This window comes from Bacillus sp. NH11B, assembly GCF_001884205.1.
Lineage (GTDB): Bacteria > Bacillota > Bacilli > Bacillales > Bacillaceae_G > Bacillus_A > Bacillus_A proteolyticus.
The window spans coordinates 1-25,519 of sequence record NZ_MAOG01000019.1; the positions used below are offsets into that span (position 1 = coordinate 1).

Consider the following 25,519-nt stretch of genomic DNA (forward strand, 5'->3'; position numbering starts at 1 on the left):
GTTTACTCTATCTTTTATTTGAAACTCCCTCTCTCTTTCACTCCATGTTCACATCTAGGTCACATCCACCTTTTATAGTATATGTATCGAAGTTGTTCCTCCCTAATTTATAAGACATTCCCCAGTGTCTAGAAGCAACTTCCATCCCTAATTAAATTGACATAAATTGTCCCCTTCCCTTGACCATCCTATATGTGATGGTCTTATTTTTTTATTTTCTTATCCCTATTTCTCAGCAGAAATGCCTGTTTCACAAATCTATAAAAACAACATTATTCACGGTGTCTTCGTATACGGCGGCTTATTAAAAGTACTGGCAAAAGAAAGTATTATTCGTTTCTTTAAACATTTTGGACCGGTAATGGCAATTGGATTTAGTACATCTAGCTCTAATGCATCTCTTCCATTTGCAATGAAAACTGCACAAGAAAAACTTGGAGTTCCAAAAGCGATAAGCTCTTTTGTACAACCACTAGGTGCAACGATTAATATGGACGGCACTGCTGGTGTACCAGGTGTTGGGCTTGTAATGCTTACGATGGTTTTAAATCAAGTAAACCTACCAGTAGAAGGTATTGCTTTAATTATCGGTATTGATCGCATCCTAGATATGTCTAGAACAGCTGTAAATATTTCCGATGATGCAATTTGCGCAATGATTGTCGCGAAATCAGAAGAAAAATATAATACAGATCAATCGGCAGCATCTTAAATCAAAAAAGGAGTGAATTATCTCACTCCTTTTTTGATTTGCTTCCTTTTTTCGAACGATATTCTTTTCCTTTGTTATCATTACCTGTTTCAAATTCAGTACTAAACTCCTGCTGGAATTGTCCTGATTTTGGTGAACCTTGATTTCCGCTACCTTTACTACCATTACGATTCGTCATATTTCTACCTCCTTCCTTTACTAGTAGTATGGTACATATTTTCTTTTTTATAATCTTTTACATACGAAAGAAGACCTCCCCTATATAAGGAAGGCCTTCTTTGTCATTACGTAAGCGTTTTCTTACTTATAATTATTTAAATAAGTTTTTTAGAAATAGATATCATTACATTCATTTCGTCTTCTGAAAGTGCAGAGAATCTTTCTTGTAAATATTTCTTTTTCTCCTCTTCCATTTTCGCCACTAAATCTTTCCCTTGTTCTGTAATCTCTAAATATACAACTCGGCGATCTGACGTAGAACGTGAACGAGTGACAAAACCTTTATTAATTAATTTTTCTGTAACGGCTGTAATATGACTATTCGACACATTTAACTCATTCGCTACACGTGATACCATTTCTTTATTCGTGCGATTCAATATTCTAAGGACGATGAACTCATTCCACGGTATGTAACCACCAAATATTTTTCCAATATCATTACGCAACGTGCGAAACATAGCAAAAACATTTGTCGATAGTTCTTCCATTAATTGCTCTCGATTTTGAGACAACTTTGACAGCCCCTTTTATTTCATTTAGTTAAATAAAAACCTTATTAATAATTTTACATGAAATCTTACTTTTTGTCACCTTATTTTCCCATAATCCGTAGTTTTTTAACAGATATTTCATGGTACAATGAAATTGATTTTCCAGAAAAAGGAGTTGGGATAATGAGTGAAGAAGACAAATTTTCTAATCTCAGTCTAAAAGATAAGACTATTATTATTGTTGTTGTTATTCTTATTCTCATTATATTCTTTGCATTTATATTCTTTGTATATGTAGGAATCTTTCAAATTACAGGTATAGAATATTCATCAAGAACAGCTCTCCTACTCTTTTTTTTACTTATTCTTTTATTAGATGGTATTACATATTTTATATTCATTTTCTTTAAAGTGCTCCTACATCCAATGATGACAAGTATGCCCAATTGGCTCTCAATTGCTCTTCTCTCCATTATTGAAATTACACTAGATTGGTTCGTCATTCATACTGCCGACGACTGGATAGAGAGCGTACAAATGTCCAACATAGCTGAACTATATGTCGCACTATTCCTTTACACACTAAATAAATTATTTAGTGATAAGAAAGAGTAAGAATACAAGCTTTTCTATATAAAAATTGGTACAATAAAAACAAATCATACTAAAGAGGTGTTACTTATGAACTTACTACAATGGGCTGATAAAGGCATGTCCTTTGATACATATGTGAATGAAATGAAAGTAAACCAATACGAGCTACTACACATTTACAATAACTTTTTAATTCCAAATGAATTACTTCCAGTTTTAGAAGAACGTCAAAATGATGGCTGGCGCGTTATCGTATTAACAGCTGACTGGTGCGGCGACGCTCTTTTATGCGTACCTGTTATGAAACGAATTTCTGAAGTTGCAAATATTGATATGCGATTATTAATTCGTGATGAAAACTTAGAATTAATGGATCAATATTTAACAAATGGAACAGCCCGCGCCATTCCAATCTTTATTTTCATTGATAAAGACGGAAATGAACAAGCCGTCTTTGGACCACGCGCTCCAAAAGTACAAGAATTAGTAACTTCCATGCGTGCTACACTGCCTGAAAAAGAAGATCCAACATTCGAGGAAAAACAAAAAGAAATGTATGCTAATTTCCGTGCTACCTTAGCTGATGATACTTCTCTTTGGGAACATGTAATGGAAAGCATGATTGAAAAAGTAGTAAAATAAAAACCTGCCGATTTCGGCAGGTTTTTATTTTACTAAATTATAATCTTTTTTTCTGAGAATATGCAGCATCTACGCACTCTGCTAAACGCTCCATCTCACCCATATATACCGCACGCGTCATCCATCCAGTCAACTTGTACATAATCTTATATAAAAAATTCTTCGGTTCAAATTCTACGATTAAAGTAAGCGATGTACCTTCTTCATCCTCTTCTAACATATAAGTTACGGCAGTATAACCTTGCTTCATTTCACATCCAATTGATACGATATAAGGTGCTTCACACTCTAAAATTTCCGCCTCAAACTCATATATTTTCTTACCCATCTTTTGCACAGATACATATTTATCACCTTCACGGGGATTGTTTATATCTACATTTGGAGGATACCTATTTTCTACCATAAAGGTACTCCATTCCATTATTTTCTCATCATTATTTACATAATCAAACACAACATCAATTGGTACTGGAATTACTATTTCTATTGCAAAACTCACTAAACTGCTCCTCTCAAATACCCTATGAATTTTATTTATATAAATATACTAAAATCATTATGTCATATTTTACATAGTGAAATACAAGTAAATGAGAGCAAAATTTTTATTTTCTCCTGCTATAAAAGAAATACCCTATAGAATTGACCTTTTTCAAGCGTCTAATCTATAGGGTATTTCCGATAATTTATTCTTACATAAGGAAGAAATAGAATACCGCTGCTAAAATGAAACGATAATAAGCGAACGGTGTTAGTTTTACACGAGCTAATAATTTTAAGAATGACACGATTGCAAGCATCGCAACAACAAATGCTGTAATAAATCCAGTTGCAAATAATGGTATATCAGCCGTGCTTAAAATATCCCAGCTTTTAATTAAATCTAATCCACTTGCAGCTACCATCATTGGCACTGCTAAAATAAACGTATATTCCGCTGCCGCTGTATGTGAAACACGAGCTAGCAAACCACCACTTATTGTAGATCCAGAACGAGAAAATCCTGGCCAAAGTGCTAAACATTGGAACATCCCAATTGTAAATGCTTGCTTATATGTGATTTCATCTAACGTTCTCGCTGTACTTGGTTTTGAAAACTTCTCAGCAACAATCATTAAAATACCACCAGCTACTAAGCTAATAACAACCGGTCCTGGACCGAATAAAACTTCTTTAATTGCACTATGGAATAATACACCAAGAATTCCGGCAGGAATCATCCCGATAATAATATGTAATAAATTTAACGATGGTCCATCTGTTACTTTCCCTATTCCGACTAATGACCATAAACGCTTCCAAAATATAACAACAACTGCTAAAATCGATCCCAATTGGATAACAACTTCGAAAACTTTCGCTCTCTCATCGTCAAATCCAAGTAAATGACCTGTTAAAATCATATGTCCTGTTGATGAAACTGGTAAAAACTCTGTTAAACCTTCAACAGCACCCATGATTATTCCAATTAACCAATCAGCCACAAGTAGTGCCTCCTTAATAACGAATATGTAATTTTTTCACACCTTATCATAATACCTTATCCCTTTTCAAAGTGCATCCTTTTTTTATTGATTGCATTTGTTGTATACGCGTATTTCTTTTCTATTTTTCGATTAAATTGTATGATAGTAAGAGTTTGTTTTTTACGTTGAAAGGGGATTTTATGAAAGAAACTACTTCATTCTCACAAAAGTTAAAGCAATTCGTATTACTCTTTTTCCCGATTTTTGTAACGCAAATGTCATTATTTGCGATGAGCTTTTTTGATACGACAATGTCAGGACATGCAAGTCCTACTGATTTAGCGGGTGTTGCTATCGGAACAAGTATATGGCTTCCAGTTAGTACGGGATTAACAGGTATTTTAATAGCTACTACTCCTATTGTTGCACAGCTCGTTGGATCAAAGAAAAAAGAGGACGTTCCCCACGTTGTCATACAAGCAGTATATTTAGCAATTTGTGCTAGTTTCGTTGTTATCCTTATCGGATTCTTCACTGTTTCACCTATTTTAAATGGCATGCAATTAGAAGAACCTGTGGAACGTATTGCAGCACAATTTTTAAGTATTATCGCGATTGGAATTATCCCTTTATTTACTTACACCGTCTTACGTGGATTTGTTGATGCATTAGGAAAAACTCGGACAACAATGATTATTACATTACTATCATTACCAATTAACGTAGTATTAAATTACTTATTAATTTTTGGTAACTTTGGCTTTCCAAAACTTGGTGGTGTTGGTGCGGCAATCGCTTCTGCAGCAACATATTGGTGTATTTTAATTATTACAGTCATTATTATTCGTACGAAAGAGCCTTTCGCTTCTTTCAATATCTTTAAACAGTTATACCGCCCTTCCCTTACAAGCTGGAAGGAATTCCTGAAACTTGGTGTCCCTATCGGATTTGCTATCTTTTTTGAAACAAGTATTTTCGCTGCGGTAACACTTATGATGAGTAATTTTAGTACGACAACAATAGCAGCACATCAAGCGGCTATGAACTTTGCTTCCTTGTTGTATATGACCCCTTTAAGTTTAGCAATGGCAATGACGATAGCCGTTGGATTTGAAGTCGGGGCAAAACGATACAATACTGCAAAGCAATATGGATTTATCGGCATTGGTTTAGCTCTTGCTTTTGCTCTTTTATATTCAATCCTTCTCTACTTCTTTGATGATGAAATCGCTTCTATTTATACGACAGATGCAAATGTCCACCATTTAGCAAAAGAATTTCTTATCTTCGCGATTTTGTTTCAAATTTCAGATGCGATTGCAACTCCAGTACAAGGAGCACTTCGTGGTTATAAAGATGTAAATGTTGCCTTAATTATGACATTGATCGCCTATTGGGTAATCGGTCTACCTCTTGGCTACATATTAGCAACTTATACTGATTGGGCAGCAAAAGGGTATTGGATCGGCCTTATTATCGGTCTAGCATTTGGAGCAATCTTCCTGCTTATCCGTCTCTTTCAAGTTCAGAGAAAATATACAACGCAAAACAGCCGCTAATGATATACCGGCTGTTTTCTTCATGCATATTTTTTCTTGTAACGTGTAACATAATGAAAAAGAAAGGTGGATACATATGGACGAAAAACAAAAGAAACAATCATTCGATGAAGAATTCGCCCCTGAAATTTCACCTGGATATCGGCAAGATGTACATAAGCCACCGAAATATAAAAACACCTCTTTTTTAATGGGCATTACCATTTTTGCAGCTGTATTACTCGTACTCATCATTTTCGTCTATTTTTAATGAAAGGTGGCCTATTATATGAAGAAACAAGAATCTAATCGTTCAAAAAGAACTGTTAAAACAGAAAAAGGATATGCAGGAGATTCTGTCCATACACTGAAACAAGTTGAGCAAGGAAACTTATACATTGCTCAAAAAGAACTTGGGCAACAAAATGAAAATCTTTAAAATCCATTTACTCTTTGAAGTGCACCCGAATAGTGGTACATGAAAAAACCCCTCCGTTGAATTCGCATACTAAGTATGTAAATTCAACGGAGGGGTTTTTCATTTGAAGAGAAGCGTACATTACCCAGAAGAAGTAAAGTGGCAAGGGATTGATTTTATATTGACGGCCCCCAGTATTTTAGACGTATCTAAAACATTGAAGGCCCATTTGTTTTCTAGTTAGTCACTTATTACAAGTAAAAGCTGTTAAGTTATCTTACAGATTTTCTGCAAAAAGTTTCGGTAAAAATATACTGAATTGACTCATTTCTTCTACATTGTGTTTATATAAACCACTTAGATTAATAAATGGTGGTAATCCTTTCGGGAAAATGAATGTAGAAGTCATTACTGTACCGTTTTCGGATTTTTCGTATTGATGTATTACTTGTGAAATTACATCTTCATCATCATCTAAACATGAACCCATTAAAACATGGCTGTAATGGGTATTTATAGGACAATCTTTAGGATCTTCCCATCTAATTCTTAGCGGGAATTCTAGTCCATCTCCCGCAGATTCAATCGAAGCTGATATGGCTCCTACGTGTCCATGTACTTTAGGGTCAACTAACCACTTAAAATCCACATGTTCTTCTGGATGCCATAGTTTATATCGTTCAGAGTTATCAATATTATCCCACCACCAGTCAATCATTTCTGGTGTTAGGTCATTCAATGCATGTTCAACTACTATTGATACTTGGTTTTTCATTTTTGTACCCCCTATCTTTTAACCGACATAGTGTCGGTTATTTATATTTATTATTATAGTTTGTGTATCGCATGCGTTCAATAAACAGAAATAGCTGATCTGTTGTATTCTGAACACCTTATGAAAATATGTCTAAAAAAATTTAGGAGGAAAAAATTTAAAAATTCATATACTGATTTACGTATAGCTCATACTGATCTATAAAGTGAAACTTTAATCGGTGAGGATTTTGTTCGTCCTCTACTGATTATTAGCCCACATCAATCGGGCGTTTACCGGCAGTAAGGCTCCCACCGAACTTCTTTGCTCCAGCCGAATTTTGAAGTGCAAGTTTTACTGCCCGACAAATAGCGGGATAAAACTGCCACTTTATATGAACAAACCAAAAGCGTTACATATAGAGGGAATATTCTGATATCATAAACTGGAATACCCTAATTTTAACTTAGAAACGAGGAACAATTATGGACTCTTACAAACAATATATAAAAGAAGCTCTGCCTAATCTTTCTATACACTCATATAAACAAAATGAAGAAGGCTGGGATAACATAGCGGCTATAGTAAATGATGAACTACTATTTCGTTTCCCGCGAAAACTTGAATATGCAAAGCGGATTCCTTTAGAAAAGGAACTATGCAAACTTCTCTCTCATTCGCTACAAGAAATCGAGGTTCCACAGTATTGCCTATTATATAAAAATGATACTGATACTGCTCCGCTTTGTAGTTACTATACTCTCATTCACGGTGAACCGTTAAAAACAGAAATAGTTACGAAGTTAGAGCAAAAAGAACGGACAATAATTATTGCACAATTAGCTACTTTCCTTGCGGCTCTACATAGCATTCCTTTAAAACATGTTAAACCATTAGGATTTTCTATCGAAAAAACACTTACCTACTGGAAAGTGCTACAAACAAAATTAAATCAGTATGTTACTAACAGTCTTACTTCACTCCAAAAATCAGCCTTAAATCGTCTATTCGAAAATTTCTTTGCCAATATAGCTAAATCTACCTTTCAAAATACAGTTATTCATGCTGACTTTACACATCATCACATTTTATTTAACACCCTGAACAAAACCATTTCAGGTGTTATCGATTTTGGAGATGCTCAAATTGGCGATCCCGCTTTTGATTTTGCCGGGCTATATTATGATTTCGGACATGAATTTACTACATCTGTATATGAACAATACTGTTCCCTTATTTCTCACAATGATCCATTACTTATTCACCGTATCACTACCTTTTATCAATACAGCCCTTTACTACATAATATTATTTATAACTTTGAAACAAAAAATGAGCTTGAATTCATAGCGAGTACAGATCAACTGAAAGTGATACTGCAGGGATGAGATTACATTCTCTCCCTATAGTCCCTCTCTTCATACATCATTAACTTTTTATCCATTTCAACAATGACTTTATACAGTTGAAACGCCTGTAAAATTTGCAGTTGAATTCCAAAAGGAGCATTTTGTTCTTTTAACCATTGAAATACTTTCGTTTCATCTTTCATTAATTATTCCTCCTCTTATAAAGTGAAACTTTAATCAAGGGGGGATCCCCTATTGATTATCAGCCCTCACCAATCGGGCGACCCCAAAATAGCGGGATAAAATTTACTACAAATATACCGTAAATGATGAAAAGCTTTTCATGTCAATAATAAAAAGGATGCAAAATTGCATCCTTTAATGTACAATATTTTTCTTCTGCAACACTTTCTCTTTTGCCTCTTCTACTTGGCATTCACTACGAAAGGCACAGCTCATACACTCTGAACGATAATTACGCTCTGTGTAGTGTTCAGGTTGTTGCAGCATTTCTTTCATTCTAAATAAATCATCCATTCCAGTTATAATATCTTCCTGTTTTGGAATGTACTCATACTTAGTTCCTTCTATTAAATTAATAACTTCGATTTTTCCAGGAAGAATGCCGAAAGCTTTATAACTAAATACAGTCATTAGCTTCTGACAAAGAGCAAGCATTTCCTCATCCGCATCGACAACATACTTTTTAATTGTAAATGATTCTGTACTCCACTCACCAACTTCAAATGTCAATGAAATATGAACACCTAACTCTTCCATATATGTTCGAAACTTCTCATATAAAAATAACGGTGGCGCCTGACACTCAGCTCTTTCAACAAACTGTAATAAGTGATCTGTTAACTTCGCTAAAACAATATAGTACTCTGCTTTGGAAGCAAACATATTAACCCTTACTTTTTTCCAATATTTCTCTATTAATATTAAAAGTAAAATTTTCGTTTGTTGGCCCGCTGGTAGTGTGTAATACTCATTAATAATTTGATTCACAATCATTTGTGCTATTTGTTGCCATTCAAATGAAGATGGTTCTCTTCTTTTTATATGACGGAAATAAAATTTATGTGGACAACGCATAAAATCATATAAATGATAATCTGTCATCGTTTTAATTGAGATTCTCTCATGCAATTGCTCTTCATCTCCCTTCTGCCATTAAGAAAGGTGTTTTACAAATTCAGCTCCAAACTGTAAACATTTCTCTACATCTTCATCTTCTGGCGTTAACTCTACTTTTAGTCCTTCTAACACAACTGCTGCCCCGCGCTCCTGCAGCTTTTCTATTAAAATATCAACCGCTACACCGTATTTCGGATAAGCCGAGTCACAAGAACCGAATGCTGCTGCTTTTTTACCAGTTAAGTTAATCGCATCCATTGCATCATAAAAATCTAAGAAATCATCAGGAAGGTCACCGTCTCCCCAAGTATAGGCTCCTAAAATAATACCATCATATTGTTCTAATATAGAAGCTTCTGGTGTATCCATAATATCAATGACTTCAATCTCATTTTCTGTTTCACGAATCACACCCGCAATATGATCGGCCATTTCCTCTGTATTTCCACTCATACTTGCATAAATCATTATTAACTTACTCAACTGAATCTCTCCCTTTACTATGTATCGCTTTTTCTGTTTGACTTGTATTCTTCTCGTCTGCATATTCAGAACGAATTACATTTCGTTGCCACTCAATATGCTTATCGACATCTTTATTTTTATTTTCTAATCCCCTTCGTAAAAGGTGAAATGTTTTTCTCATTAAAGTTCCTCATCTGTTTCATTGATAATAATTATCAATTTCAATTATATCATTAGATTAATTGAAATTGATTATCAAAGTCAATAACTATTTTTAAAAAAATAGTTAAAATGTACAAGCTTGTCCGTTAGCTATTCATATACTATAAATGAGCATAGTTCTTTCTCAGCCCTCTCTGACGGAAGAAATAGAAGCAACTGCGATAGAGCGCAGTTGCTTTTTTTTTACTTTTCTATGATTTTAGTAACCTTATCGTTGTTTCTAAAAATAATTCTACTCCATAAATTAAAGCCGATTCATCCACATCAAATTTCGGATGATGATGGGGATAACAAGTATCCATATTTGTATTCCCTGTTCCTAATTTAATGAAACAGCCAGGTGCTTTTCTTAAATATGCAGAAAAATCTTCTCCTCCCATAGAAGGTTCAAGATGCACAATACGCTGATTTCCGAACAATTTCATCGCGCTTTCTTCTACTATTTTTGTAATGTACTCATTATTAACAACTGGATCATATCCGTAACGATACGTATATGTATAATCCCCTCCATGTGCTTCTGTAATTCCTTTCACAATTTGCTCAATTTTCTCTTTTGCTTCCGCTCTTAATGTTTGATTAAAAGATCGAACAGTTCCCATTAAAGTTGCTGCACTAGGAATGATATTATCGGCCATTCCCCCATGAAATTGTGTTACTGACACTACCCTATGCATAAAAGCACTTGTGTTTCTTGATACGATATATTGTAAGTTTGTAATAATCTGTGCTCCGATAGCGATAGGATCTATCGTTTCTTCTGGCCGTGCCGCATGACCGCCCTTTCCTAAAATTTCAATTGTAAACACGTCTGGCGCTGCCATCATAGGACCATATACAATACCTATTTTCCCGCTCTCCAATCCAGACATAACATGCAAACCTATTACATAATCAACGCCGTCCATAACACCGGCCTCTACCATTTCTTGTCCGCCACCAGGGTACACTTCCTCTGCGTGCTGAAAGAATAGACGAATCTCACCATCAAAATCTTCCTTTATATTTGATAGCGCCTCTGCTGTACTTAACAAAATAGCTGCGTGAGCATCATGCCCGCATGCATGCATTATTCCTTTATTCATAGACGTATAAGGTTTCCTTGTCTCCTCTTGAATTGGTAACGCATCTATATCAGCTCGAATCGCAACTACTTTCCCTTGTTGCCTTCCTCTTTTAATTGCTAGCACACTGTACTGCGTTGGTCTCGTTACTTCAAAAGAAGAAAATGAGCATAATGTATCATATATAAATTGTGAAGTTTCTTTTTCATAAAACGATAATTCCGGATACTTATGGAAATGCCGTCTCCATTTCATTATATTTTCTTCCGAAATAAGACTCTTCCACACTCTATTCATGATAATTCCCTCCTTTTAATAGGATCTAGAAATTTAAAGTTTGCTCAGTCTCTACCGATTAATAGGAAACAAATATTATATTTTCGCGTATTCTTATAATCCACTTTTATGTATTCATACAATCCACTTTCTATTTACATGTCAAACCCATTACAAATTCATGCTGAATGTAATATAATTGCTAAGTTAGGGATTTTCTTTTTTAGTATTTAGTGCTAATATCAGAAAAGAGCCTTTTGTCTTATTTTTACCTAAAATGTGGAATTTTGTTTTTTTCACAATAATGTAGGACATGATACCTACAAAGAGCTATTATTTCATTAAGAGAGGGAAAGACATGGAAAGATTAAAAGAGATATGGTCTCGACCACTCACACAATGGGTTGCAAAAACGGTTTATTACCTTGCAATTTTATTTGCATTACTTTGGTTGTATGGATTCCATGATACAAACACAAGTACATTTATTTACAATGAATTCTAGGGTGGGAACGTTATGAAGTTATTAGAACAAATTGAAAAGTGGGCTGCAGAAACGCCTGATCAAACCGCTTTTGTTTGGCGAGATGCGAAAATTACGTACAAACAATTAAAGGAAGATTCTGATGCGTTAGCACATTGGATTTCTTCTGAGTATCCAGATGATCGTTCACCAATTATGGTGTATGGCCATATGCAACCTGAAATGATTATTAACTTTTTAGGATGTGTAAAAGCTGGACATGCTTACATTCCTGTAGATTTATCTATCCCAGCTGATCGTGTACAACGTATCGCTGAAAATTCTGGTGCGAAATTACTTTTATCAGGGACCGAAGTAACTGTAACTGATTTACCCGTTCGCATTGTAAGTGAAGACAACTTAAAAGATATTTTCTTTACTCATAAAGGGAAAACTCCAAATCCTGAACATGCGGTAAAAGGTGATGAGAACTTCTACATTATTTACACATCAGGAAGTACAGGTAATCCGAAAGGGGTTCAGATTACTTATAACTGCCTTGTTAGCTTTACAAAATGGGCTGTAGAAGATTTCAACTTACAAACAGGGCAAGTATTCTTAAATCAAGCACCTTTCTCATTCGATTTATCTGTAATGGATATTTACCCATCATTAGTAACAGGTGGTACACTTTGGGCAATCGATAAAGATATGATTGCACGTCCAAAAGACTTGTTTGCTTCTTTAGAGCAATCGGATATACAAGTATGGACTTCGACACCATCTTTCGCAGAAATGTGTTTAATGGAAGCATCTTTCTCTGAGAGTATGCTACCAAACATGAAAACATTCTTATTCTGCGGTGAAGTATTACCAAATGAAGTGGCTAGAAAATTAATTGAGCGTTTCCCAAAAGCAACAATTATGAACACTTATGGTCCAACAGAAGCTACTGTCGCTGTAACAGGTATTCACGTTACAGAAGAAGTGCTTGATCAATACAAATCACTTCCAGTTGGCTACTGTAAATCAGACTGCCGCCTTCTTATTGTGAAAGGAGATGGTACGATTGCACCTGATGGTGAAAAAGGTGAAATCGTAATTGTCGGTCCAAGCGTAAGCGTTGGATATTTAGGAAGCCCTGAATTAACAGAAAAAGCATTTACTATGATTGACGGTGAGCGCGTCTATAAAACAGGCGATGCTGGCTATGTTGAAAATGGTCTTCTATTCTATAATGGTCGTCTTGATTTCCAAATTAAGCTTCATGGTTATCGAATGGAATTAGAAGAAATTGAGCATCATCTTCGTGCGTGTTCTTACGTAGAAGGAGCAGTTATTGTTCCAATTAAAAAAGGTGAAAAATACGATTATTTATTAGCGGTTGTTGTTCCTGGAGAACATTCATTTGAAAAAGAATTCAAATTAACATCTGCAATCAAAAAAGAACTCAATGAGCGATTACCAAACTACATGATTCCACGTAAATTCATGTATCAATCTTCTATTCCAATGACACCAAATGGAAAGGTAGATCGCAAAAAATTATTGAGTGAGGTTACAGCATGACCGCATATGGATCATTTTATTTTTTCGCTATAGTGGGCATTTTATTAATACCTACTATCATAGCTGGATTAAAAGGTAAAATGTTGCGTAAATATAATGCCTTTTTAACATTATTAATGCTTGTTATTATCTTCTCTGATAAGCCAAAGCAAGCAATAATGTTAGCCGCATTTATTATTTGGCAATACGCCCTTATTAAAGGCTATTTATTATTAAGAAAACAAAATAATAGTACATCTAGGTTTTATATAGCTGTTATTTTATCGATTTTACCGCTTATTTTGGCAAAAATCGCACCGTTTGTACCTGAGCTAAAGTTTGTCGTATTTTTAGGAATGTCCTATGTAACATTTAGAGCAGTACAAATGGTATTTGAAGTTCGTGATGGCTTAATTAAAGAGCTTTCCTTCTTTAATTTTTGGGAATTCGTTTTATTCTTCCCAGCTATCTCAACAGGACCTATCGATCGTTACCGCAGATTCCAAAAAGATATTCAAAAGCCACCTAGTGCAGAAGAATATCAAAACTTACTATATACAGGGCTAAACCGTATTTTCCAAGGTTTCTTGTATAAATTTATTATTGCTTACTTAATAAAGCAATATTTTATGGATCCGGCATTCGCTCAGCAAGATACAATCCTATCAAATATGATCTACATGTATAGCTATAGTTTATATTTATTCTTTGACTTTGCTGGTTATAGCTCATTTGTAATTGGTGTAAGTTATATGATGGGAATTAAAACTCCAGAAAACTTTAATAAACCATTTATTAGTCGTAACATTAAAGACTTCTGGAACCGCTGGCACATGAGTTTATCATTCTGGTTCCGTGACTTTATTTACATGCGTTTCGTCTTTTTTGCAACGAAGAAAAAGCTAATTAAAAACCGTTACACAATTTCGTATATCGGTGCATTTTTAAACTTTTTCATCATGGGAATATGGCATATTACTGGTGAGCATGTGTATCAATACATTATTTATGGTCTTTATCACGCTGCCTTGTTTATCTTGTTCGATATTTTCGAACGAAGAAACAAGAAGCATAAGTTTTGGCCAAATAATAAATTTACGCATGTCCTTGCGATTGTAATTACGTTCCACGTTGTATGTTTCGGTTTCCTAATCTTCTCTGGACACCTTAACAGATACTTTTAATGCACCCTTCTTATACTATTAAGAAGTTGCACATATAATATATTTCGGATATAAAGGAGATTTTAAAAATGGCAGAATTCAAAGAACAAGTATTAGATATTTTAGAAGAAGTATGTGAAAACGATATTGTGAAAGAAAACTTAGATGTTCAATTATTTGAAGAAGGTATTCTTGATTCTTTCGCTGTAGTATCTTTATTAGTTGAATTCCAAGAGCGTTTAGATATTGAAGTTTCTATTTCTGATTTTGACCGTGATGAGTGGGCTACACCAAATATGGTTATTAAGAAGTTGGAAGAAATCCGATGAACAAAGCAAAATTTGGTCCGATGCTTTTAGCATTGGCCCTTTTTGCTGTATTCTTACTTATTCCTACGCGCTTCCTACTTCCACTTTTAAGTGATGAGAAAGTAGAACAAGCTGCGACTTCTTTAAAAGAAGAAAAGATTCAAAGTATGATTTTACAGCAAAAGATGTTAGCAGATCCGAAATATCTTCCGATGTACGGTTCATCGGAATTCGCACGTATGGATGCTTTTCATCCATCGAACTATTTCAAAGTAAAGCCTGAAGGATTCACACCATTCCTGCTTGGACGCGGCGGAACACAAGACCTTGTACATGTATTAAACTTCGCATCTACAATGGATCAATTGAAAGATAAAAAAATGATATTCGTTCTTTCTCCGCAATGGTTTGTACCACAAGGTATTGATGAGACACACTTTGCACCTAACTTTTCAAAACAACAAGGTTACCACCTCATTTTCAACGATGATTTAAAACCTGAAATGAAAAAACAAATTGCGAAGCGTTTATTAAACTTTGAGATTGTAAAAAAAGAAACTTTACTAAAAATTTCGCTTGAAGGTATCGCCTACGATGATACAAAGTATAAAGTAAAAGCACTTGCTGCTAAACCTTTCGCTTATATTTATCGTAACATTTTAGATCGTAAAGATTTATTTACAGCAATGTTTGATATTAAGCCGCATAAAGAAACGCTTGATCCATCATTGAAACAAATGAACTGGGAAGAGACTCGTAAGCATGCTGATCAAACAGGCGCAGTAGAATCAGGCTCTAACGAATATGGTATCGAAGATGATTACTTCAATAGCAAAATTAAGAAGAAATTAAAGCAACGTGAAGGTTACTTAAAAAATGATGCTTATGACCAATCACCAGAGTATGAGGATTTACAAATTGTACTTGATTTATTAAAACAATCTGGTGCAAAACCACTCTTCATTTCTGTTCCTGTAAAAGGTCCTTGGTATGATTACGCTGGCTTCCCGAAAGAAAAACGCGAATTATACTACAATAAAGTTCATGAGCAAATTAAGAAAGCTGGCTATCCAATTGCTGACTTCTCAAATCATGAATATGATAAGTACTTCTTAAAAGATCATATGCACTTAGGTTGGAAAGGCTGGGTTTACATCGACGAGGCCATCCAACAATTTTATAAAACAAACTAATGAAAAGACCGCTTGAATTATTCAAGTGGTCTTTTTCTATATATATTTTGTAATTGTTCAATTACATCTTCTACTTCTTTCATGACCCGCTCCACTACGTGCTGAGCTGGCTCTATTCGTGCTAATGATGATGCTTGTCCCGCCCAAAGCGACATATACTCTCCCTTATTTTGCTTCGCTGCTTCTTGGCGTATTTTAGAAGTTAATACATTTTGGACTGGATACATCGGAAGCCCTTCTTCTTTTTCTTCATGTCTCTCTATAAATTCATTACGAATACCCCGTGCATATTTCCCGGAAAACGCACGGGTTACAGTTGTACTCGTATCTGTACTTTGTAATACGGCCTCTTTATATGCATCATGTGTAATACTTTCTTCACTCGTTAAAAAGGCTGATCCCATTTGAACAGCTTCTGCCCCTAACGCAAATGCCGCAACAAGCCCTTGTCCGTTCATTACACCACCTGCTGCGACAATCGGAATATGAGGTACTGCTGCTACTAATTGTGGAATTAACGCAAACGTACCAATCATAGCTTCACGTTCTTTCCCGATAAACGTTCCTCTATGCCCTCCTGCCTCGCTACCTTGCCCGACGATAATATCTACCCCTAACTTAGCAAGTGCTTTCGCTTCCGCTACATGGGTAGCTGTTCCGATAACTTTTATCCCTTCCCTTTTCAAATCATCTATTTCTTCTTTTTCTAACGTTTGAAATGCAAAACTAACGACTGGTACCTTTTCCTCTAGTAGTACTTGTAATTGCGCTTTATAGCTTTTCGGCAGCTTTAGCGCCTGCTCTCCCTCTATACCTAGTTCTCTATTCACCGCTTCAAGTAATACGTTCGCCTCTTTTACCTTTTCTTCTTCTATCTTTATCTCTTTTGTTAAAAGTAAATTAACACCAAATGGTTTATCTGTTAACTCCCTTATCTTATAAATAGCTTCACGAATTTTTTCTGGGCCCATATAGCCAGCTCCAAGCGTACCTAACCCTCCGCCATTACTTACAGCTGCAACGAGCTCTGGCGTTGTAATAGCACCTGCCATCCCCGCTTGAATAATAGGATTTTTCACTTGTAAGATCTCTGTAACTCGGCTTGTAAACATCTTTTCCCCTCCTACTTTCCTTATACCTTCTTTATATGACATACTTTCCCCTCCTTTTACAAGGATTGAACCATCACTACGCGAATATATTGAAAGAGAAGGAGGGAATACAATGATTTATCCAAATGCATTAAAACAAGGTGACACTGTAATGGTTATCGCTCCATCAGGCCCACCAACGTCCGAAAATGTTTTAAAAGGCGTGAAAGTATTAAAAGAGATGGGATTATCCGTAATAATTGGAAAGAGTGTTTATGAAAAATATGGATATTTAGCTGGAAGTGATCAAGTTCGTCTTGATGATATACATGAAGCATTCGCAAATACTGAGGTCAAAGCGGTTTTTTGTGCACGGGGTGGTTACGGAAGCGCTCGCCTTCTCCCTTACATTCAATATGAAATTATTCAACAAAATCCAAAAATTTTTTGGGGATATAGCGATATTACGGCTTTGCATATCGCTTTTTCACGTTATGCGGAGCTGGTTACTTTTCATGGCCCAATGATTGAAGAATTAGGCAAAGGTATAGATTCTCTCTCTTTATCTTCTTTCAATCAACTTTTCCATCCGTATTCATCTATCTTATATGCATCAGAATGTATCGTACCTACCTCTCCATGTACAGTTACAGGCACATTAGTTGGAGGGAATTTAACTGTATTAACAAGTATAATTGGCTCGCCCTATGAGATAAATACGGCAAATAAACTTTTATTGCTTGAAGATATTGGTGAAGAACCGTACCGCATTGACCGGATGTTAAATCAACTACTTTTATCTGGACAGTTTAATGAATGCAGTGGCGTAATTTTTACAAGTTGTCACGACTGCAACCCTTCTAAACCATCCCAATCATTGCAAACAATATTATATGAATATTTCACACCATATAATATACCTGTGCTATTCGGTTTACCAATTGGACATATAAGCCCAAATATCGGTATTCCCCTCGGAGCTACAGCAACAATAAATACAAATAACAAAACTGTTTCTATTTCTACTGGTATAGCCACTCCTTGTTCAAATTAAAAAGGAAAAGCTACTAAGCTTTTCCTTTTACTTATAATAATTAAAGATTCGTCCAGATGCGATATCTGCGATTTCTTCTGGAATAAATGTTTTACTCATATCTGTTCCAACATTTAATACAGCTGTCGCATCTTTCTCGATGCTACCAAATAATTCTTTTCCACGTATCGTAATAAGGGGTGTCCCTTCTGGCAACACATCTTTTACAAATTCCAATTGCGTAAAGAATGGAACGATCCATCTGTCCTCTCCTTGGAAATGACGCAAACGAAGTGTGCCTTCTGTTGCCCCGTCCTCTGCTTCTAATGAACCAGCAACATAAAACTCCGTTGTTAAGAGCAATTCATAAAATTCCTTTTGCTTTTGTTTATCCTCTCCTGCTAAAACGAGTACTTCTTCTATTTTCTTTACTGGAATTTGCTTCATATGATGCCACCCCTATTTTCAAAATGATTATACTTAAATTATACGAAATATTCTTATTTTTTTCTACATAATTCCGCAATTATTTTCTTAAAATAATTTTAAGACATCTTCAGTCATAACGATTTTAGCAAATTCATCATGCAAGTTTACAAGTGTCATATTGTGAATGTCCTCTGCACTATACTCTATCCCGTCCAGACCTTTACGATTGAATGTAGCCGTCGCATCGCTCACTAAATACGTTGTAAATCCTAAATTACCTGCCATCCGTGTTGTAGTCTCCACACAATGATTTGTTGTTAATCCTACAATCACTACAGTATTACATTTTTGCTCTCTTAATTGTTCTTCTAAATTTGTCCCAATGAACGCGCTATTAACAGATTTCTGAATAATCACCTCATCTGGCAGCGGTTTCACTTCTTCCTTAAAATTCACCGTTTCCGCATATTGATAAAACATCGACTGAACATCTTCTTTATTTACATGTTGAATATGAAAAACTGGTAGTTTCCTTTTTCTCCACTCTTCTAACAAACTTTTCATATTTTCTTCCGCGAAAAGGTTATTCCTCATGCCCCAGTACGGCAAGTTGAATGCTTCTTGTACATCAATGATTAGAAGTGCTACTTGATTAAGCATACTATCCTCCTATTTAATTGGGCTGTAATTGAAACAGAAAACCAAGTTGCTGCGACGCAGTAATAAAACAAATATACGTGCAAAGCTCTACAATTTCTTTTTCCGTCCAATATTGTTTTAAGACATGAAACATATTATCATTTATCGCCTTTCGGTCATGGACAAATGTATGTGCAAAAGTAACTGCTACACTAATTTCTTCTACCTTTTGCATATCATCAGGTCTTCCCTTTGCCATACAGTATGGACATTCATTCCCATACGCTAGTGTTCGTCTCACTTGCTCCTTCAACTCTGCTGAAAGAGTTCCTTTATTGTACATTGTATCCTCTAACGCACTCCACGAATGTAATATATCAGGATTATGACCTAATAACTTTTGAAACTTTGTATCTCCTACATTTGATAATGAAATCCTCTCCATCATTTCCCCTCCTATTTCCTTCTGTTTTATTGTAAAATAAATAAAGTTCACTTTACATTTCATATGAATCTTAATTTATATTTTTCCTTTACAAAAAATATCATTTCACTGGAGGTTTATTTACAAATGCAACTAGACCGTGTTGATCGAAAAATTTTAAATGAATTATATAATGATAGTCGCCTTTCCATGCGCGAATTAGCAAAACGAGTAAACTTATCCGCTCCGTCTACTACAGAACGTGTTCGTAAACTCGAAAGTGAAGGCGTTATTCAAAAATACACAATCGATATCGATTATAAGAAAGCTGGACTCGTTTTAGATTGCATTTTAGAAATTACTTTAAAAAATGGTGATACAACACGTATGCAACAGTTTATTCAGTCTTATCCACCTGCAAGTTTTTGTTACCGAGTAACAGGAAGCTTATGCTATATTGTAAAAATTTCTGTTCCTTCACTCGTAGAACTTGAAGAATTTATTAATGATGTTTCTTCATATGCAACGACAGTTTCTCATATCGTATTATCAGAAGTATCTCTTACTCCGGATATTGAACATATCTTCCCAGAAGTTTAATTTATTTTTATTCATAAAATATTAAAAAACCCCTTACAATAAGAATAAAAATAATATATTATGTATTAAAATACATAAAGTTCGAGAAAGGGGCTTTACATTGAAAATCTGGTTTTATGAAAAAACGGCACAATTAGACGACTTGCTTGGTATTTGGGACAATGTTCCGACCATCCCTCGAATTGGCGAAAAAGTGGAGCTTTTAAAAACAGTCCGCACTGTTACAGATATAAAATATGTAAAGAACGGTAATAATTTTCGTGTAGAAATTATTACAAATTAAAAAGTAGCTCCTAGCGAGCTACTTTTTAATTATCTATCATGTGCTTTCTTTATTATAATTTTATCTTCTTCTACAGAAACTGTTACATAATCATTTTCCTCTAACCGAAGCTTATTTACAGCTTCATCTGATAGTTCTACAGCCATTAATCTATCCGTTACGATCACTTGGCTATATATTTCATTTTCTTCTGATGTATTCACGACTTTTTCTTCGTCTATGAAGCGAACAGGTGGCACACCAACTTCTTTTACTGTACGCCATTGTTTCCAAATGTAAGGAATTAACCACAGTAACCCAACAACCGCAAGGCCAATACCAATCCATAAATTACTTTGTGCCTGCAATTCCGTAATTGAGATTGCATCACTTCCCTCTCCACTTACAAATTGTATACTTGTCGCAATCAAATTATTAAGAGCGTGCACAGCAATATTCGTCCATATATTTTTTGTCTTTATGTATAGAAGGCACATAATAACACCGAACATGAAAGCACCGATAACATCAAAATGTCCTAGTCCAAAAATCAGAGAGGATATAATAACCGCTCGTTTAATCCCCCATTTATAAGCCATTCGCTGTAAAAAGAAGCCCCTAAATATAACTTCTTCCATAATAGGTGCTAATACACATGCTGAAATGAAAGTAAATATCGTCATATATATGTTACTCGTATTAATAACATTTCCGTCTTCTAACATAATAATTAAGAAATCAGGTAAAGTATGTGCTAATATATAGAATTGAATTTGGGATATACCGACTGAAAAAATCATTCCCATTATCGTTGCTAATATAATTAACCCCCAATGTAACCGGCTGGGCTTATCAAAAAAACTTTTAAAAACAACATTATTTTTACTTGTTTTTAAATATAGCCATAATAGTGGAAATACGAAAAATATTGATATTTGTGACATGAACTCTATCGTATTGTCAGAAGCTCCTGATAAACTTAATGGAATCATCGTTAGGAATATCCCTATAATCATCCATCCAAAAAAACTACGTAGCCTTATACGTGAAAATGCATATTGCATATTGAACACCTCCAGAGATAGTAAAAATAAAGTGAAACTTTAATCAGCCCTCACCAATCGGGCTTTTACGGGCAGTTGATTCCCCACCTAACTTCTTTTCTTTCGCTGAATTTTGAGGTGAGGGTCTTACTGCCCGTTAATGCGGGATAAATGGTCGGATAACTAAATTATAATATGAATATAGTTGAAAATCTTCCTATTTTTCTCAAATAATTTCAAACAACATATCTCTTAAAATACCGTATTACTGTTCTTCCAGTTAAAATCTAGGAGAGCGTTATGTAATAAAAATCCCCGTTAACACGGGGATTTTCTCTATTATAATACGTCACGTTTTTGGAATAATACACTTGATGCTACAAGTAATACAGCAAAGTATACAACTACAAGTAATAATGAAGTTGTATACGTAAATTCTGTAAATGGTGGTTCCATTCCACCACTAACTAATTTATTGCTATCGTAAATACTTAAATTTAAATGGAAGAACACAACAAATTTCGCTACACCTTTTGCAAACATCATTAGTACCATATTAATTACTCCTTGTAAGAAAAACAGGAACATCGTAATAATTAATGGTAATACAGAATTTCTAAATACGTTTGCTAAGAAAAATGCAAGCGTCGCAAAGAAAAATGGTGATAAAAGTTGATATACAATTGTTTTTAATACAATTCCTAATGTTAATTCAGTTTTACTACCATCCATTACAATTCCGCCAATAATCATTGCGATTAACGTGCTAGCAAATATGATAAATAATATAGTAAGTAACACTGTAATATATTTAGAGAACAAAACTGTAATTCGTTTTCTCGGACGGATTAATAACTGCTTAATTGTACCTTTTTGAAACTCATCAGTAATTGTACGAGAAGCAATCGTGATTCCAAAAATTGTTGCAAATAAGATAATTAAACCAATCTCTGAGCTTACAAAATCGAAATATGATCCTTTAAACTCATTTCCTCCTCCCCATTTCAGCATCCCTAAAACTCCCAAAATCTCCAATGCTGTAATTACACCTATTAAAATGTACATACCTTTTTTCGCATGTAACTTCAAAAATTCATTTTGAATTAATTTAAACATTACGCTTTCACTCCCCCTGTAATCGCTAAGAACTCATCCTCTAACGTTTTATTTTGAACTGTCACACCGTACACAAGTACATCAGCATGCACTAACTGTTTTACAATTTGCGGAATCTCTTCTTTCATTATAGATGTCACAATTACATTTCCTTGTACTTTCCCTTTAATAATTTCGTTCGCTTTCTGAACTTGACCTACTTCAAATACAACTACAACTGTTTCATCATCTTTCGCTTGTTCATGTAAGTTATACTCTTGTACAAACTCACCTTGCTTTATAATAACAACGCGATCACACATTAATTCAATCTCACTTAATAAATGACTTGATACAATGACCGCAATATTTTCTTCTTTCGCTAATCGTTGTAAATAATCACGAATTTGGCGAATACCAGCTGGATCTAATCCATTTGTCGGTTCATCTAAAATTAATATTTTCGGCTGATGAAGTAACGCCTGTGCAATTCCTAAACGCTGTTTCATACCAAGTGAGTATGTTTTTACCTTTTTATGAATGGCATGCTCTAATTCAACAAGCTTTACAATTTCAGCAATGCGTTCTTTACTAATTGGGGTAATTGCCATGTTTGCAAACTGCTTTAAGTTCTGCATACCTGTCATATAATCATATAGCTCAGGATTTTCTACAATTGCGCCAATTTGCTCTAACGCCTTTTCACGCTCCGTGCGAATGCTATGACTACAAATTGTAATATCGCCTTCTGTCATTGATATAAGACCTGTCATCATCCGGATTGTCGTCGTCTTACCACTTCCATTTGGTCCAAGGAAACCGTACACTTCTCCTTCTTGAACTTCAAATGATAAACCGCGAATAATTTCTGTTCCACCAATTCTTTTTCGAACATTTTCTAATTTTACTACTACGTTTCCCAATGCTGATTCCTCCTTTAAACTTCTAGTTTTTTGTCGATTATGCGACCTGTTATATAAACAAGTAAAATAAATACTCCGACAGAAAAACAAATACTATATATATTCATAAGTTTTTCTTGATAGAGCAGCACATTTGCTCCTGATGATTCATCTATATACACTAACTTTGTTATTAAAGACGCTGTAGGAGCAAGACCACCCAACATTCCGTATATAGTTCCCAATACTTTTGTTACTATTAAAAATAAGAAAAATATAATTGGATATTCTAACTTCTTCTTTTTCAAAGAAAACACTTTAACGCTAGCTACTACAAAAAGCAAAACAAGCAATATACTAGAAAAATTAAATATATATATAATAGTACTAAATAGGTGCTTTAATGGATTTAATACACTTTGGGTAAATAACACTTCATAGAGCTCTGTACCTTTTATTATTTTCATAGAAATACTATATAAAAAAATAGAACCTATTACTTCAAAAATAAATAAACCAATTGCAGTATATAACAATATTGCTAAAACAATTTTTTTACCTGATATCGGTGTTAACCGAAATAATGTGCTTTCAGTCATTTTTCCAAATGCAGAAAATGCCTGAATAAATATCAATGCTAAAAAGATTATATATACTAGGATAACCAAACCAACTATAATTGTTTGCCTTACCTCTCCTGATTCTTGCTTAATATAATTCCCCAAACTTACGAAAGCTACAGCTACAACGAATATAAATGATAACAATGAAATAATAATTTGCCTTTTATTTACATTGTACATATATATTATGCTCGACTTCACCTTCTAAACACCTCCTTAAACACATCCGTGACAGCTTTTCCTCTCTGAAAACGTAACTCTTCTACATTTTCGTGAAGTACAATTTCTCCATCTTTTAAAAAGACTACTTCATCAAAAATATTTTCAACTTCATTTATTAAATGAGTTGAGATTAGTATTGTACAATCTTCTCTATAAAATTGTAGAATGAGATCTAATACGTGCTCTCTAGAAACTAGATCAATCCCGCCAAGTGGTTCATCCAGTACATATAACTTCGCTTTTCGAGAAAACGTTAAAATAATTTGAAGCTTTTCCACCATCCCTTTTGATAATGCTGTAATTTTTTCTTCTAACGGTATTTTAAATTCCGCAATCGTATCTACTGCTTTTTGAATATCAAAATCTTTATAAAAATCTCGATAGAAAAATAAAGCATCTTTTACAGTCATCCAATCATCAAAAACTGGCTTATCAGACATAAATGAAACGATTTCTTTCGTCTCTAATCCTACTTTTTTACCGTTAATTGCTATACTACCTTCTGAAGGATGCTGCAGGCCTGCAATCATTTTCAATAACGTGGTTTTCCCACTTCCGTTATCCCCAACAAGCCCAACAATTTTTCCTTCTGTAATCTCTATATTTAACTCACGGATCACTGCTTTTAATCCGTACCGCTTCCATAAGTTTTCTATTTTTAATAACTCTGTCATTCGCTCTCCTCCCTTTTCTCATGTAATGAAGAACGAAGGATTGTAACGATTTCTTCTTCTGAAAAACCTAAATTGTCCATTCCATCTATAAAAGAATGAAGTAATTCTCTCGCCATATCTTTTCGCAGCTCCATAATTTTCTCCCCTTCATTCGTTACATATCGTCCCATTCCTCTACGCGTTACAACAACTCCATCCCGCTCTAGTTCTTGAAATGTACGTTGAATCGTATTTGGATTTACTTGTAATTCACTCGCTAATTCACGTACAGAGGGAATTTTATCGCCAGGCAATAAATGACCCGTTACAATTTCTTTTTTTATGTATTCCATTACTTGGATGTAAATTGGTGTGTTTGGAGAAAACTCGATTTTCATTTCTCCCCTCCTGTCTTAGTGTGTTAGTTAAATAGTACACTAAGACAAGCGTCATGTAAATACTTCCAATTAAA

General features: G+C 34.6%; 34 protein-coding genes and 1 pseudogene. 15 read left to right on the forward strand and 20 right to left on the reverse strand.

Annotated elements, in window-relative coordinates:
• Positions 1–271: 271 nt before the first annotated feature.
• Positions 272–712 (forward strand): annotated as a pseudogene (locus BAU27_RS04325) (dicarboxylate/amino acid:cation symporter); the annotation flags it as partial.
• Between the two features lie 22 nt (positions 713–734).
• On the opposite strand, the gene BAU27_RS04330 reads toward BAU27_RS04325, so the two are convergent.
• Together BAU27_RS04330 and BAU27_RS04335 are read right to left on the reverse strand one after the other, a co-directional pair.
• Positions 735–890 carry a hypothetical protein gene (locus BAU27_RS04330; protein WP_000184933.1) on the reverse strand — a complete coding sequence of 52 codons (156 nt, stop codon included), beginning with the start codon at positions 888–890 and terminating at the stop codon, positions 735–737.
• Between the two features lie 136 nt (positions 891–1,026).
• Complete coding sequence (locus tag BAU27_RS04335; protein WP_071744812.1) at positions 1,027–1,446, reverse strand: MarR family winged helix-turn-helix transcriptional regulator; 420 nt, start codon at positions 1,444–1,446, stop codon at positions 1,027–1,029.
• A gap of 162 nt (positions 1,447–1,608) precedes the next feature.
• Between BAU27_RS04335 and BAU27_RS04340 the strand changes: the two genes are divergently transcribed.
• Positions 1,609–2,040, forward strand: a complete 432-nt coding sequence (locus BAU27_RS04340) for a regulatory YrvL family protein (RefSeq protein ID WP_071770198.1) — start codon at positions 1,609–1,611, stop codon at positions 2,038–2,040.
• Positions 2,041–2,073: 33 nt separating this feature from the next.
• Positions 2,074–2,661 (forward strand): thioredoxin family protein, encoded by a 588-nt coding sequence (locus BAU27_RS04345; RefSeq protein WP_139254603.1) that lies wholly within the window; start codon positions 2,074–2,076, stop codon positions 2,659–2,661.
• Positions 2,662–2,698: 37 nt separating this feature from the next.
• Here BAU27_RS04345 and BAU27_RS04350 read toward each other — a convergent pair whose 3' ends face one another.
• Complete coding sequence (locus BAU27_RS04350; protein ID WP_071770199.1) at positions 2,699–3,163, reverse strand: SRPBCC family protein; 465 nt, start codon at positions 3,161–3,163, stop codon at positions 2,699–2,701.
• A gap of 193 nt (positions 3,164–3,356) precedes the next feature.
• On the reverse strand, positions 3,357–4,148 hold the full coding sequence (uppP, locus tag BAU27_RS04355; protein ID WP_071744808.1) for a bacitracin resistance undecaprenyl-diphosphatase: 792 nt from the start codon (positions 4,146–4,148) through the stop codon (positions 3,357–3,359).
• Positions 4,149–4,330: 182 nt separating this feature from the next.
• Between uppP and BAU27_RS04360 the strand changes: the two genes are divergently transcribed.
• From BAU27_RS04360 to BAU27_RS32210, 3 genes are all read left to right on the forward strand, one after another.
• On the forward strand, positions 4,331–5,689 hold the full coding sequence (locus tag BAU27_RS04360; protein WP_071744807.1) for an MATE family efflux transporter: 1,359 nt from the start codon (positions 4,331–4,333) through the stop codon (positions 5,687–5,689).
• Positions 5,690–5,765: 76 nt separating this feature from the next.
• On the forward strand, positions 5,766–5,939 hold the full coding sequence (locus tag BAU27_RS04365; protein WP_000343684.1) for a hypothetical protein: 174 nt from the start codon (positions 5,766–5,768) through the stop codon (positions 5,937–5,939).
• A gap of 18 nt (positions 5,940–5,957) precedes the next feature.
• Entirely contained in the window at positions 5,958–6,107 is a 150-nt protein-coding gene (locus tag BAU27_RS32210; protein WP_002149552.1) for a hypothetical protein, read from the forward strand.
• Between the two features lie 256 nt (positions 6,108–6,363).
• Here BAU27_RS32210 and BAU27_RS04375 read toward each other — a convergent pair whose 3' ends face one another.
• Positions 6,364–6,861, reverse strand: a complete 498-nt coding sequence (locus BAU27_RS04375) for a DAPG hydrolase family protein (protein WP_071770200.1) — start codon at positions 6,859–6,861, stop codon at positions 6,364–6,366.
• A 464-nt stretch (positions 6,862–7,325) separates the two neighbouring features.
• Between BAU27_RS04375 and BAU27_RS04380 the strand changes: the two genes are divergently transcribed.
• A complete protein-coding gene (locus BAU27_RS04380) occupies positions 7,326–8,228 on the forward strand; it encodes an aminoglycoside phosphotransferase family protein (protein ID WP_071770201.1) in 903 nt (300 codons plus the stop codon).
• Positions 8,229–8,230: 2 nt separating this feature from the next.
• Here BAU27_RS04380 and BAU27_RS32215 read toward each other — a convergent pair whose 3' ends face one another.
• The 5 genes from BAU27_RS32215 to BAU27_RS04405 form a co-directional block, all read right to left on the reverse strand.
• Positions 8,231–8,392, reverse strand: coding sequence for a hypothetical protein (locus BAU27_RS32215; RefSeq protein WP_071744804.1), 162 nt, complete (start codon positions 8,390–8,392; stop codon positions 8,231–8,233).
• Positions 8,393–8,567: 175 nt separating this feature from the next.
• Positions 8,568–9,341, reverse strand: a complete 774-nt coding sequence (locus BAU27_RS04390) for a hypothetical protein (protein WP_071770202.1) — start codon at positions 9,339–9,341, stop codon at positions 8,568–8,570.
• A gap of 24 nt (positions 9,342–9,365) precedes the next feature.
• On the reverse strand, positions 9,366–9,812 hold the full coding sequence (locus BAU27_RS04395) for a flavodoxin (RefSeq protein ID WP_071770203.1): 447 nt from the start codon (positions 9,810–9,812) through the stop codon (positions 9,366–9,368).
• Positions 9,805–9,975, reverse strand: coding sequence for a hypothetical protein (locus BAU27_RS32220; RefSeq protein WP_071744801.1), 171 nt, complete (start codon positions 9,973–9,975; stop codon positions 9,805–9,807). Before BAU27_RS32220 ends, BAU27_RS04395 begins: the two co-directional genes overlap by 8 nt.
• Positions 9,976–10,207: 232 nt before the next feature.
• Positions 10,208–11,377, reverse strand: a complete 1,170-nt coding sequence (locus tag BAU27_RS04405) for a M20 metallopeptidase family protein (protein ID WP_071770204.1) — start codon at positions 11,375–11,377, stop codon at positions 10,208–10,210.
• Positions 11,378–11,714: 337 nt separating this feature from the next.
• On the opposite strand from BAU27_RS04405, the gene BAU27_RS04410 reads away from it, so the two are divergent.
• From BAU27_RS04410 to dltD, 5 genes are all read left to right on the forward strand, one after another.
• Positions 11,715–11,861, forward strand: a complete 147-nt coding sequence (locus BAU27_RS04410) for a teichoic acid D-Ala incorporation-associated protein DltX (protein WP_000440293.1) — start codon at positions 11,715–11,717, stop codon at positions 11,859–11,861.
• Positions 11,862–11,873: 12 nt separating this feature from the next.
• The gene (dltA, locus tag BAU27_RS04415; protein ID WP_071770205.1) at positions 11,874–13,388 is read left to right on the forward strand and encodes a D-alanine--poly(phosphoribitol) ligase subunit DltA; all 1,515 of its coding nucleotides are present in this window, start codon (positions 11,874–11,876) and stop codon (positions 13,386–13,388) included.
• Positions 13,385–14,551: a D-alanyl-lipoteichoic acid biosynthesis protein DltB gene (dltB, locus tag BAU27_RS04420; protein WP_071770206.1), complete on the forward strand. Its 1,167-nt coding sequence runs from the start codon at positions 13,385–13,387 to the stop codon at positions 14,549–14,551. Before dltA ends, dltB begins: the two co-directional genes overlap by 4 nt.
• Positions 14,552–14,619: 68 nt before the next feature.
• Complete coding sequence (gene dltC, locus BAU27_RS04425) at positions 14,620–14,859, forward strand: D-alanine--poly(phosphoribitol) ligase subunit DltC (protein WP_000807310.1); 240 nt, start codon at positions 14,620–14,622, stop codon at positions 14,857–14,859.
• The gene (gene dltD, locus BAU27_RS04430) at positions 14,856–16,031 is read left to right on the forward strand and encodes a D-alanyl-lipoteichoic acid biosynthesis protein DltD (RefSeq protein ID WP_071744797.1); all 1,176 of its coding nucleotides are present in this window, start codon (positions 14,856–14,858) and stop codon (positions 16,029–16,031) included. Before dltC ends, dltD begins: the two co-directional genes overlap by 4 nt.
• 17 nt (positions 16,032–16,048) lie before the next feature.
• Here dltD and BAU27_RS04435 read toward each other — a convergent pair whose 3' ends face one another.
• The gene (locus BAU27_RS04435) at positions 16,049–17,185 is read right to left on the reverse strand and encodes an NAD(P)H-dependent flavin oxidoreductase (RefSeq protein WP_071770207.1); all 1,137 of its coding nucleotides are present in this window, start codon (positions 17,183–17,185) and stop codon (positions 16,049–16,051) included.
• Between the two features lie 70 nt (positions 17,186–17,255).
• Between BAU27_RS04435 and BAU27_RS04440 the strand changes: the two genes are divergently transcribed.
• Positions 17,256–18,176, forward strand: coding sequence for a S66 peptidase family protein (locus tag BAU27_RS04440; RefSeq protein ID WP_071770208.1), 921 nt, complete (start codon positions 17,256–17,258; stop codon positions 18,174–18,176).
• Positions 18,177–18,203: 27 nt separating this feature from the next.
• Here the strand turns inward: BAU27_RS04440 and BAU27_RS04445 are convergent, their stop codons facing one another.
• From BAU27_RS04445 to BAU27_RS04455, 3 genes are all read right to left on the reverse strand, one after another.
• Positions 18,204–18,602, reverse strand: coding sequence for an SseB family protein (locus tag BAU27_RS04445; protein ID WP_071744794.1), 399 nt, complete (start codon positions 18,600–18,602; stop codon positions 18,204–18,206).
• Between the two features lie 87 nt (positions 18,603–18,689).
• Positions 18,690–19,244: a cysteine hydrolase family protein gene (locus BAU27_RS04450; RefSeq protein WP_071770209.1), complete on the reverse strand. Its 555-nt coding sequence runs from the start codon at positions 19,242–19,244 to the stop codon at positions 18,690–18,692.
• A gap of 13 nt (positions 19,245–19,257) precedes the next feature.
• Positions 19,258–19,731 (reverse strand): carboxymuconolactone decarboxylase family protein, encoded by a 474-nt coding sequence (locus BAU27_RS04455; RefSeq protein ID WP_116733438.1) that lies wholly within the window; start codon positions 19,729–19,731, stop codon positions 19,258–19,260.
• Positions 19,732–19,794: 63 nt separating this feature from the next.
• Between BAU27_RS04455 and BAU27_RS04460 the strand changes: the two genes are divergently transcribed.
• Both BAU27_RS04460 and BAU27_RS04465 read left to right on the forward strand, forming a co-directional pair.
• The gene (locus BAU27_RS04460) at positions 19,795–20,247 is read left to right on the forward strand and encodes an Lrp/AsnC family transcriptional regulator (RefSeq protein ID WP_071770210.1); all 453 of its coding nucleotides are present in this window, start codon (positions 19,795–19,797) and stop codon (positions 20,245–20,247) included.
• A 100-nt stretch (positions 20,248–20,347) separates the two neighbouring features.
• Complete coding sequence (locus tag BAU27_RS04465; protein WP_000707110.1) at positions 20,348–20,530, forward strand: DUF3913 family protein; 183 nt, start codon at positions 20,348–20,350, stop codon at positions 20,528–20,530.
• 29 nt (positions 20,531–20,559) lie between these two features.
• Here the strand turns inward: BAU27_RS04465 and BAU27_RS04470 are convergent, their stop codons facing one another.
• The 6 genes from BAU27_RS04470 to BAU27_RS04495 form a co-directional block, all read right to left on the reverse strand.
• Positions 20,560–21,573 (reverse strand): type II CAAX endopeptidase family protein, encoded by a 1,014-nt coding sequence (locus tag BAU27_RS04470; protein WP_071744790.1) that lies wholly within the window; start codon positions 21,571–21,573, stop codon positions 20,560–20,562.
• A gap of 318 nt (positions 21,574–21,891) precedes the next feature.
• On the reverse strand, positions 21,892–22,668 hold the full coding sequence (locus BAU27_RS04475; RefSeq protein ID WP_071770211.1) for an ABC transporter permease: 777 nt from the start codon (positions 22,666–22,668) through the stop codon (positions 21,892–21,894).
• Positions 22,668–23,570: an ABC transporter ATP-binding protein gene (locus tag BAU27_RS04480; protein ID WP_071770212.1), complete on the reverse strand. Its 903-nt coding sequence runs from the start codon at positions 23,568–23,570 to the stop codon at positions 22,668–22,670. Before BAU27_RS04480 ends, BAU27_RS04475 begins: the two co-directional genes overlap by 1 nt.
• Positions 23,571–23,584: 14 nt before the next feature.
• Positions 23,585–24,373, reverse strand: coding sequence for an ABC transporter permease (locus tag BAU27_RS04485; protein WP_071744787.1), 789 nt, complete (start codon positions 24,371–24,373; stop codon positions 23,585–23,587).
• Positions 24,370–25,068 (reverse strand): ABC transporter ATP-binding protein, encoded by a 699-nt coding sequence (locus BAU27_RS04490; protein ID WP_071744786.1) that lies wholly within the window; start codon positions 25,066–25,068, stop codon positions 24,370–24,372. The genes BAU27_RS04485 and BAU27_RS04490 overlap by 4 nt, the downstream gene beginning before the upstream one ends.
• The gene (locus BAU27_RS04495) at positions 25,065–25,445 is read right to left on the reverse strand and encodes a GntR family transcriptional regulator (protein WP_071744785.1); all 381 of its coding nucleotides are present in this window, start codon (positions 25,443–25,445) and stop codon (positions 25,065–25,067) included. The genes BAU27_RS04490 and BAU27_RS04495 overlap by 4 nt, the downstream gene beginning before the upstream one ends.
• Positions 25,446–25,519 lie beyond the last annotated feature (74 nt).

Coding starts and splice junctions, on each gene's coding strand:
- BAU27_RS04330 (WP_000184933.1), bottom strand. CDS start 890: ATGACGAATCGTAATGGTAGTAAAGGTAGCGGAAATCAAGGTTCACCA.
- BAU27_RS04340 (WP_071770198.1), top strand. CDS start 1,609: ATGAGTGAAGAAGACAAATTTTCTAATCTCAGTCTAAAAGATAAGACT.
- BAU27_RS04360 (WP_071744807.1), top strand. CDS start 4,331: ATGAAAGAAACTACTTCATTCTCACAAAAGTTAAAGCAATTCGTATTA.
- BAU27_RS04365 (WP_000343684.1), top strand. CDS start 5,766: ATGGACGAAAAACAAAAGAAACAATCATTCGATGAAGAATTCGCCCCT.
- BAU27_RS32210 (WP_002149552.1), top strand. CDS start 5,958: ATGAAGAAACAAGAATCTAATCGTTCAAAAAGAACTGTTAAAACAGAA.
- BAU27_RS04375 (WP_071770200.1), bottom strand. CDS start 6,861: ATGAAAAACCAAGTATCAATAGTAGTTGAACATGCATTGAATGACCTA.
- BAU27_RS04380 (WP_071770201.1), top strand. CDS start 7,326: ATGGACTCTTACAAACAATATATAAAAGAAGCTCTGCCTAATCTTTCT.
- BAU27_RS32215 (WP_071744804.1), bottom strand. CDS start 8,392: ATGAAAGATGAAACGAAAGTATTTCAATGGTTAAAAGAACAAAATGCT.
- BAU27_RS32220 (WP_071744801.1), bottom strand. CDS start 9,975: ATGAGAAAAACATTTCACCTTTTACGAAGGGGATTAGAAAATAAAAAT.
- BAU27_RS04405 (WP_071770204.1), bottom strand. CDS start 11,377: ATGAATAGAGTGTGGAAGAGTCTTATTTCGGAAGAAAATATAATGAAA.
- BAU27_RS04410 (WP_000440293.1), top strand. CDS start 11,715: ATGGAAAGATTAAAAGAGATATGGTCTCGACCACTCACACAATGGGTT.
- dltA (WP_071770205.1), top strand. CDS start 11,874: ATGAAGTTATTAGAACAAATTGAAAAGTGGGCTGCAGAAACGCCTGAT.
- dltB (WP_071770206.1), top strand. CDS start 13,385: ATGACCGCATATGGATCATTTTATTTTTTCGCTATAGTGGGCATTTTA.
- dltC (WP_000807310.1), top strand. CDS start 14,620: ATGGCAGAATTCAAAGAACAAGTATTAGATATTTTAGAAGAAGTATGT.
- dltD (WP_071744797.1), top strand. CDS start 14,856: ATGAACAAAGCAAAATTTGGTCCGATGCTTTTAGCATTGGCCCTTTTT.
- BAU27_RS04435 (WP_071770207.1), bottom strand. CDS start 17,185: ATGTCATATAAAGAAGGTATAAGGAAAGTAGGAGGGGAAAAGATGTTT.
- BAU27_RS04440 (WP_071770208.1), top strand. CDS start 17,256: ATGATTTATCCAAATGCATTAAAACAAGGTGACACTGTAATGGTTATC.
- BAU27_RS04445 (WP_071744794.1), bottom strand. CDS start 18,602: ATGAAGCAAATTCCAGTAAAGAAAATAGAAGAAGTACTCGTTTTAGCA.
- BAU27_RS04450 (WP_071770209.1), bottom strand. CDS start 19,244: ATGCTTAATCAAGTAGCACTTCTAATCATTGATGTACAAGAAGCATTC.
- BAU27_RS04455 (WP_116733438.1), bottom strand. CDS start 19,731: ATGAAATGTAAAGTGAACTTTATTTATTTTACAATAAAACAGAAGGAA.
- BAU27_RS04460 (WP_071770210.1), top strand. CDS start 19,795: ATGCAACTAGACCGTGTTGATCGAAAAATTTTAAATGAATTATATAAT.
- BAU27_RS04470 (WP_071744790.1), bottom strand. CDS start 21,573: ATGCAATATGCATTTTCACGTATAAGGCTACGTAGTTTTTTTGGATGG.
- BAU27_RS04475 (WP_071770211.1), bottom strand. CDS start 22,668: ATGTTTAAATTAATTCAAAATGAATTTTTGAAGTTACATGCGAAAAAA.
- BAU27_RS04490 (WP_071744786.1), bottom strand. CDS start 25,068: ATGACAGAGTTATTAAAAATAGAAAACTTATGGAAGCGGTACGGATTA.
- BAU27_RS04495 (WP_071744785.1), bottom strand. CDS start 25,445: ATGAAAATCGAGTTTTCTCCAAACACACCAATTTACATCCAAGTAATG.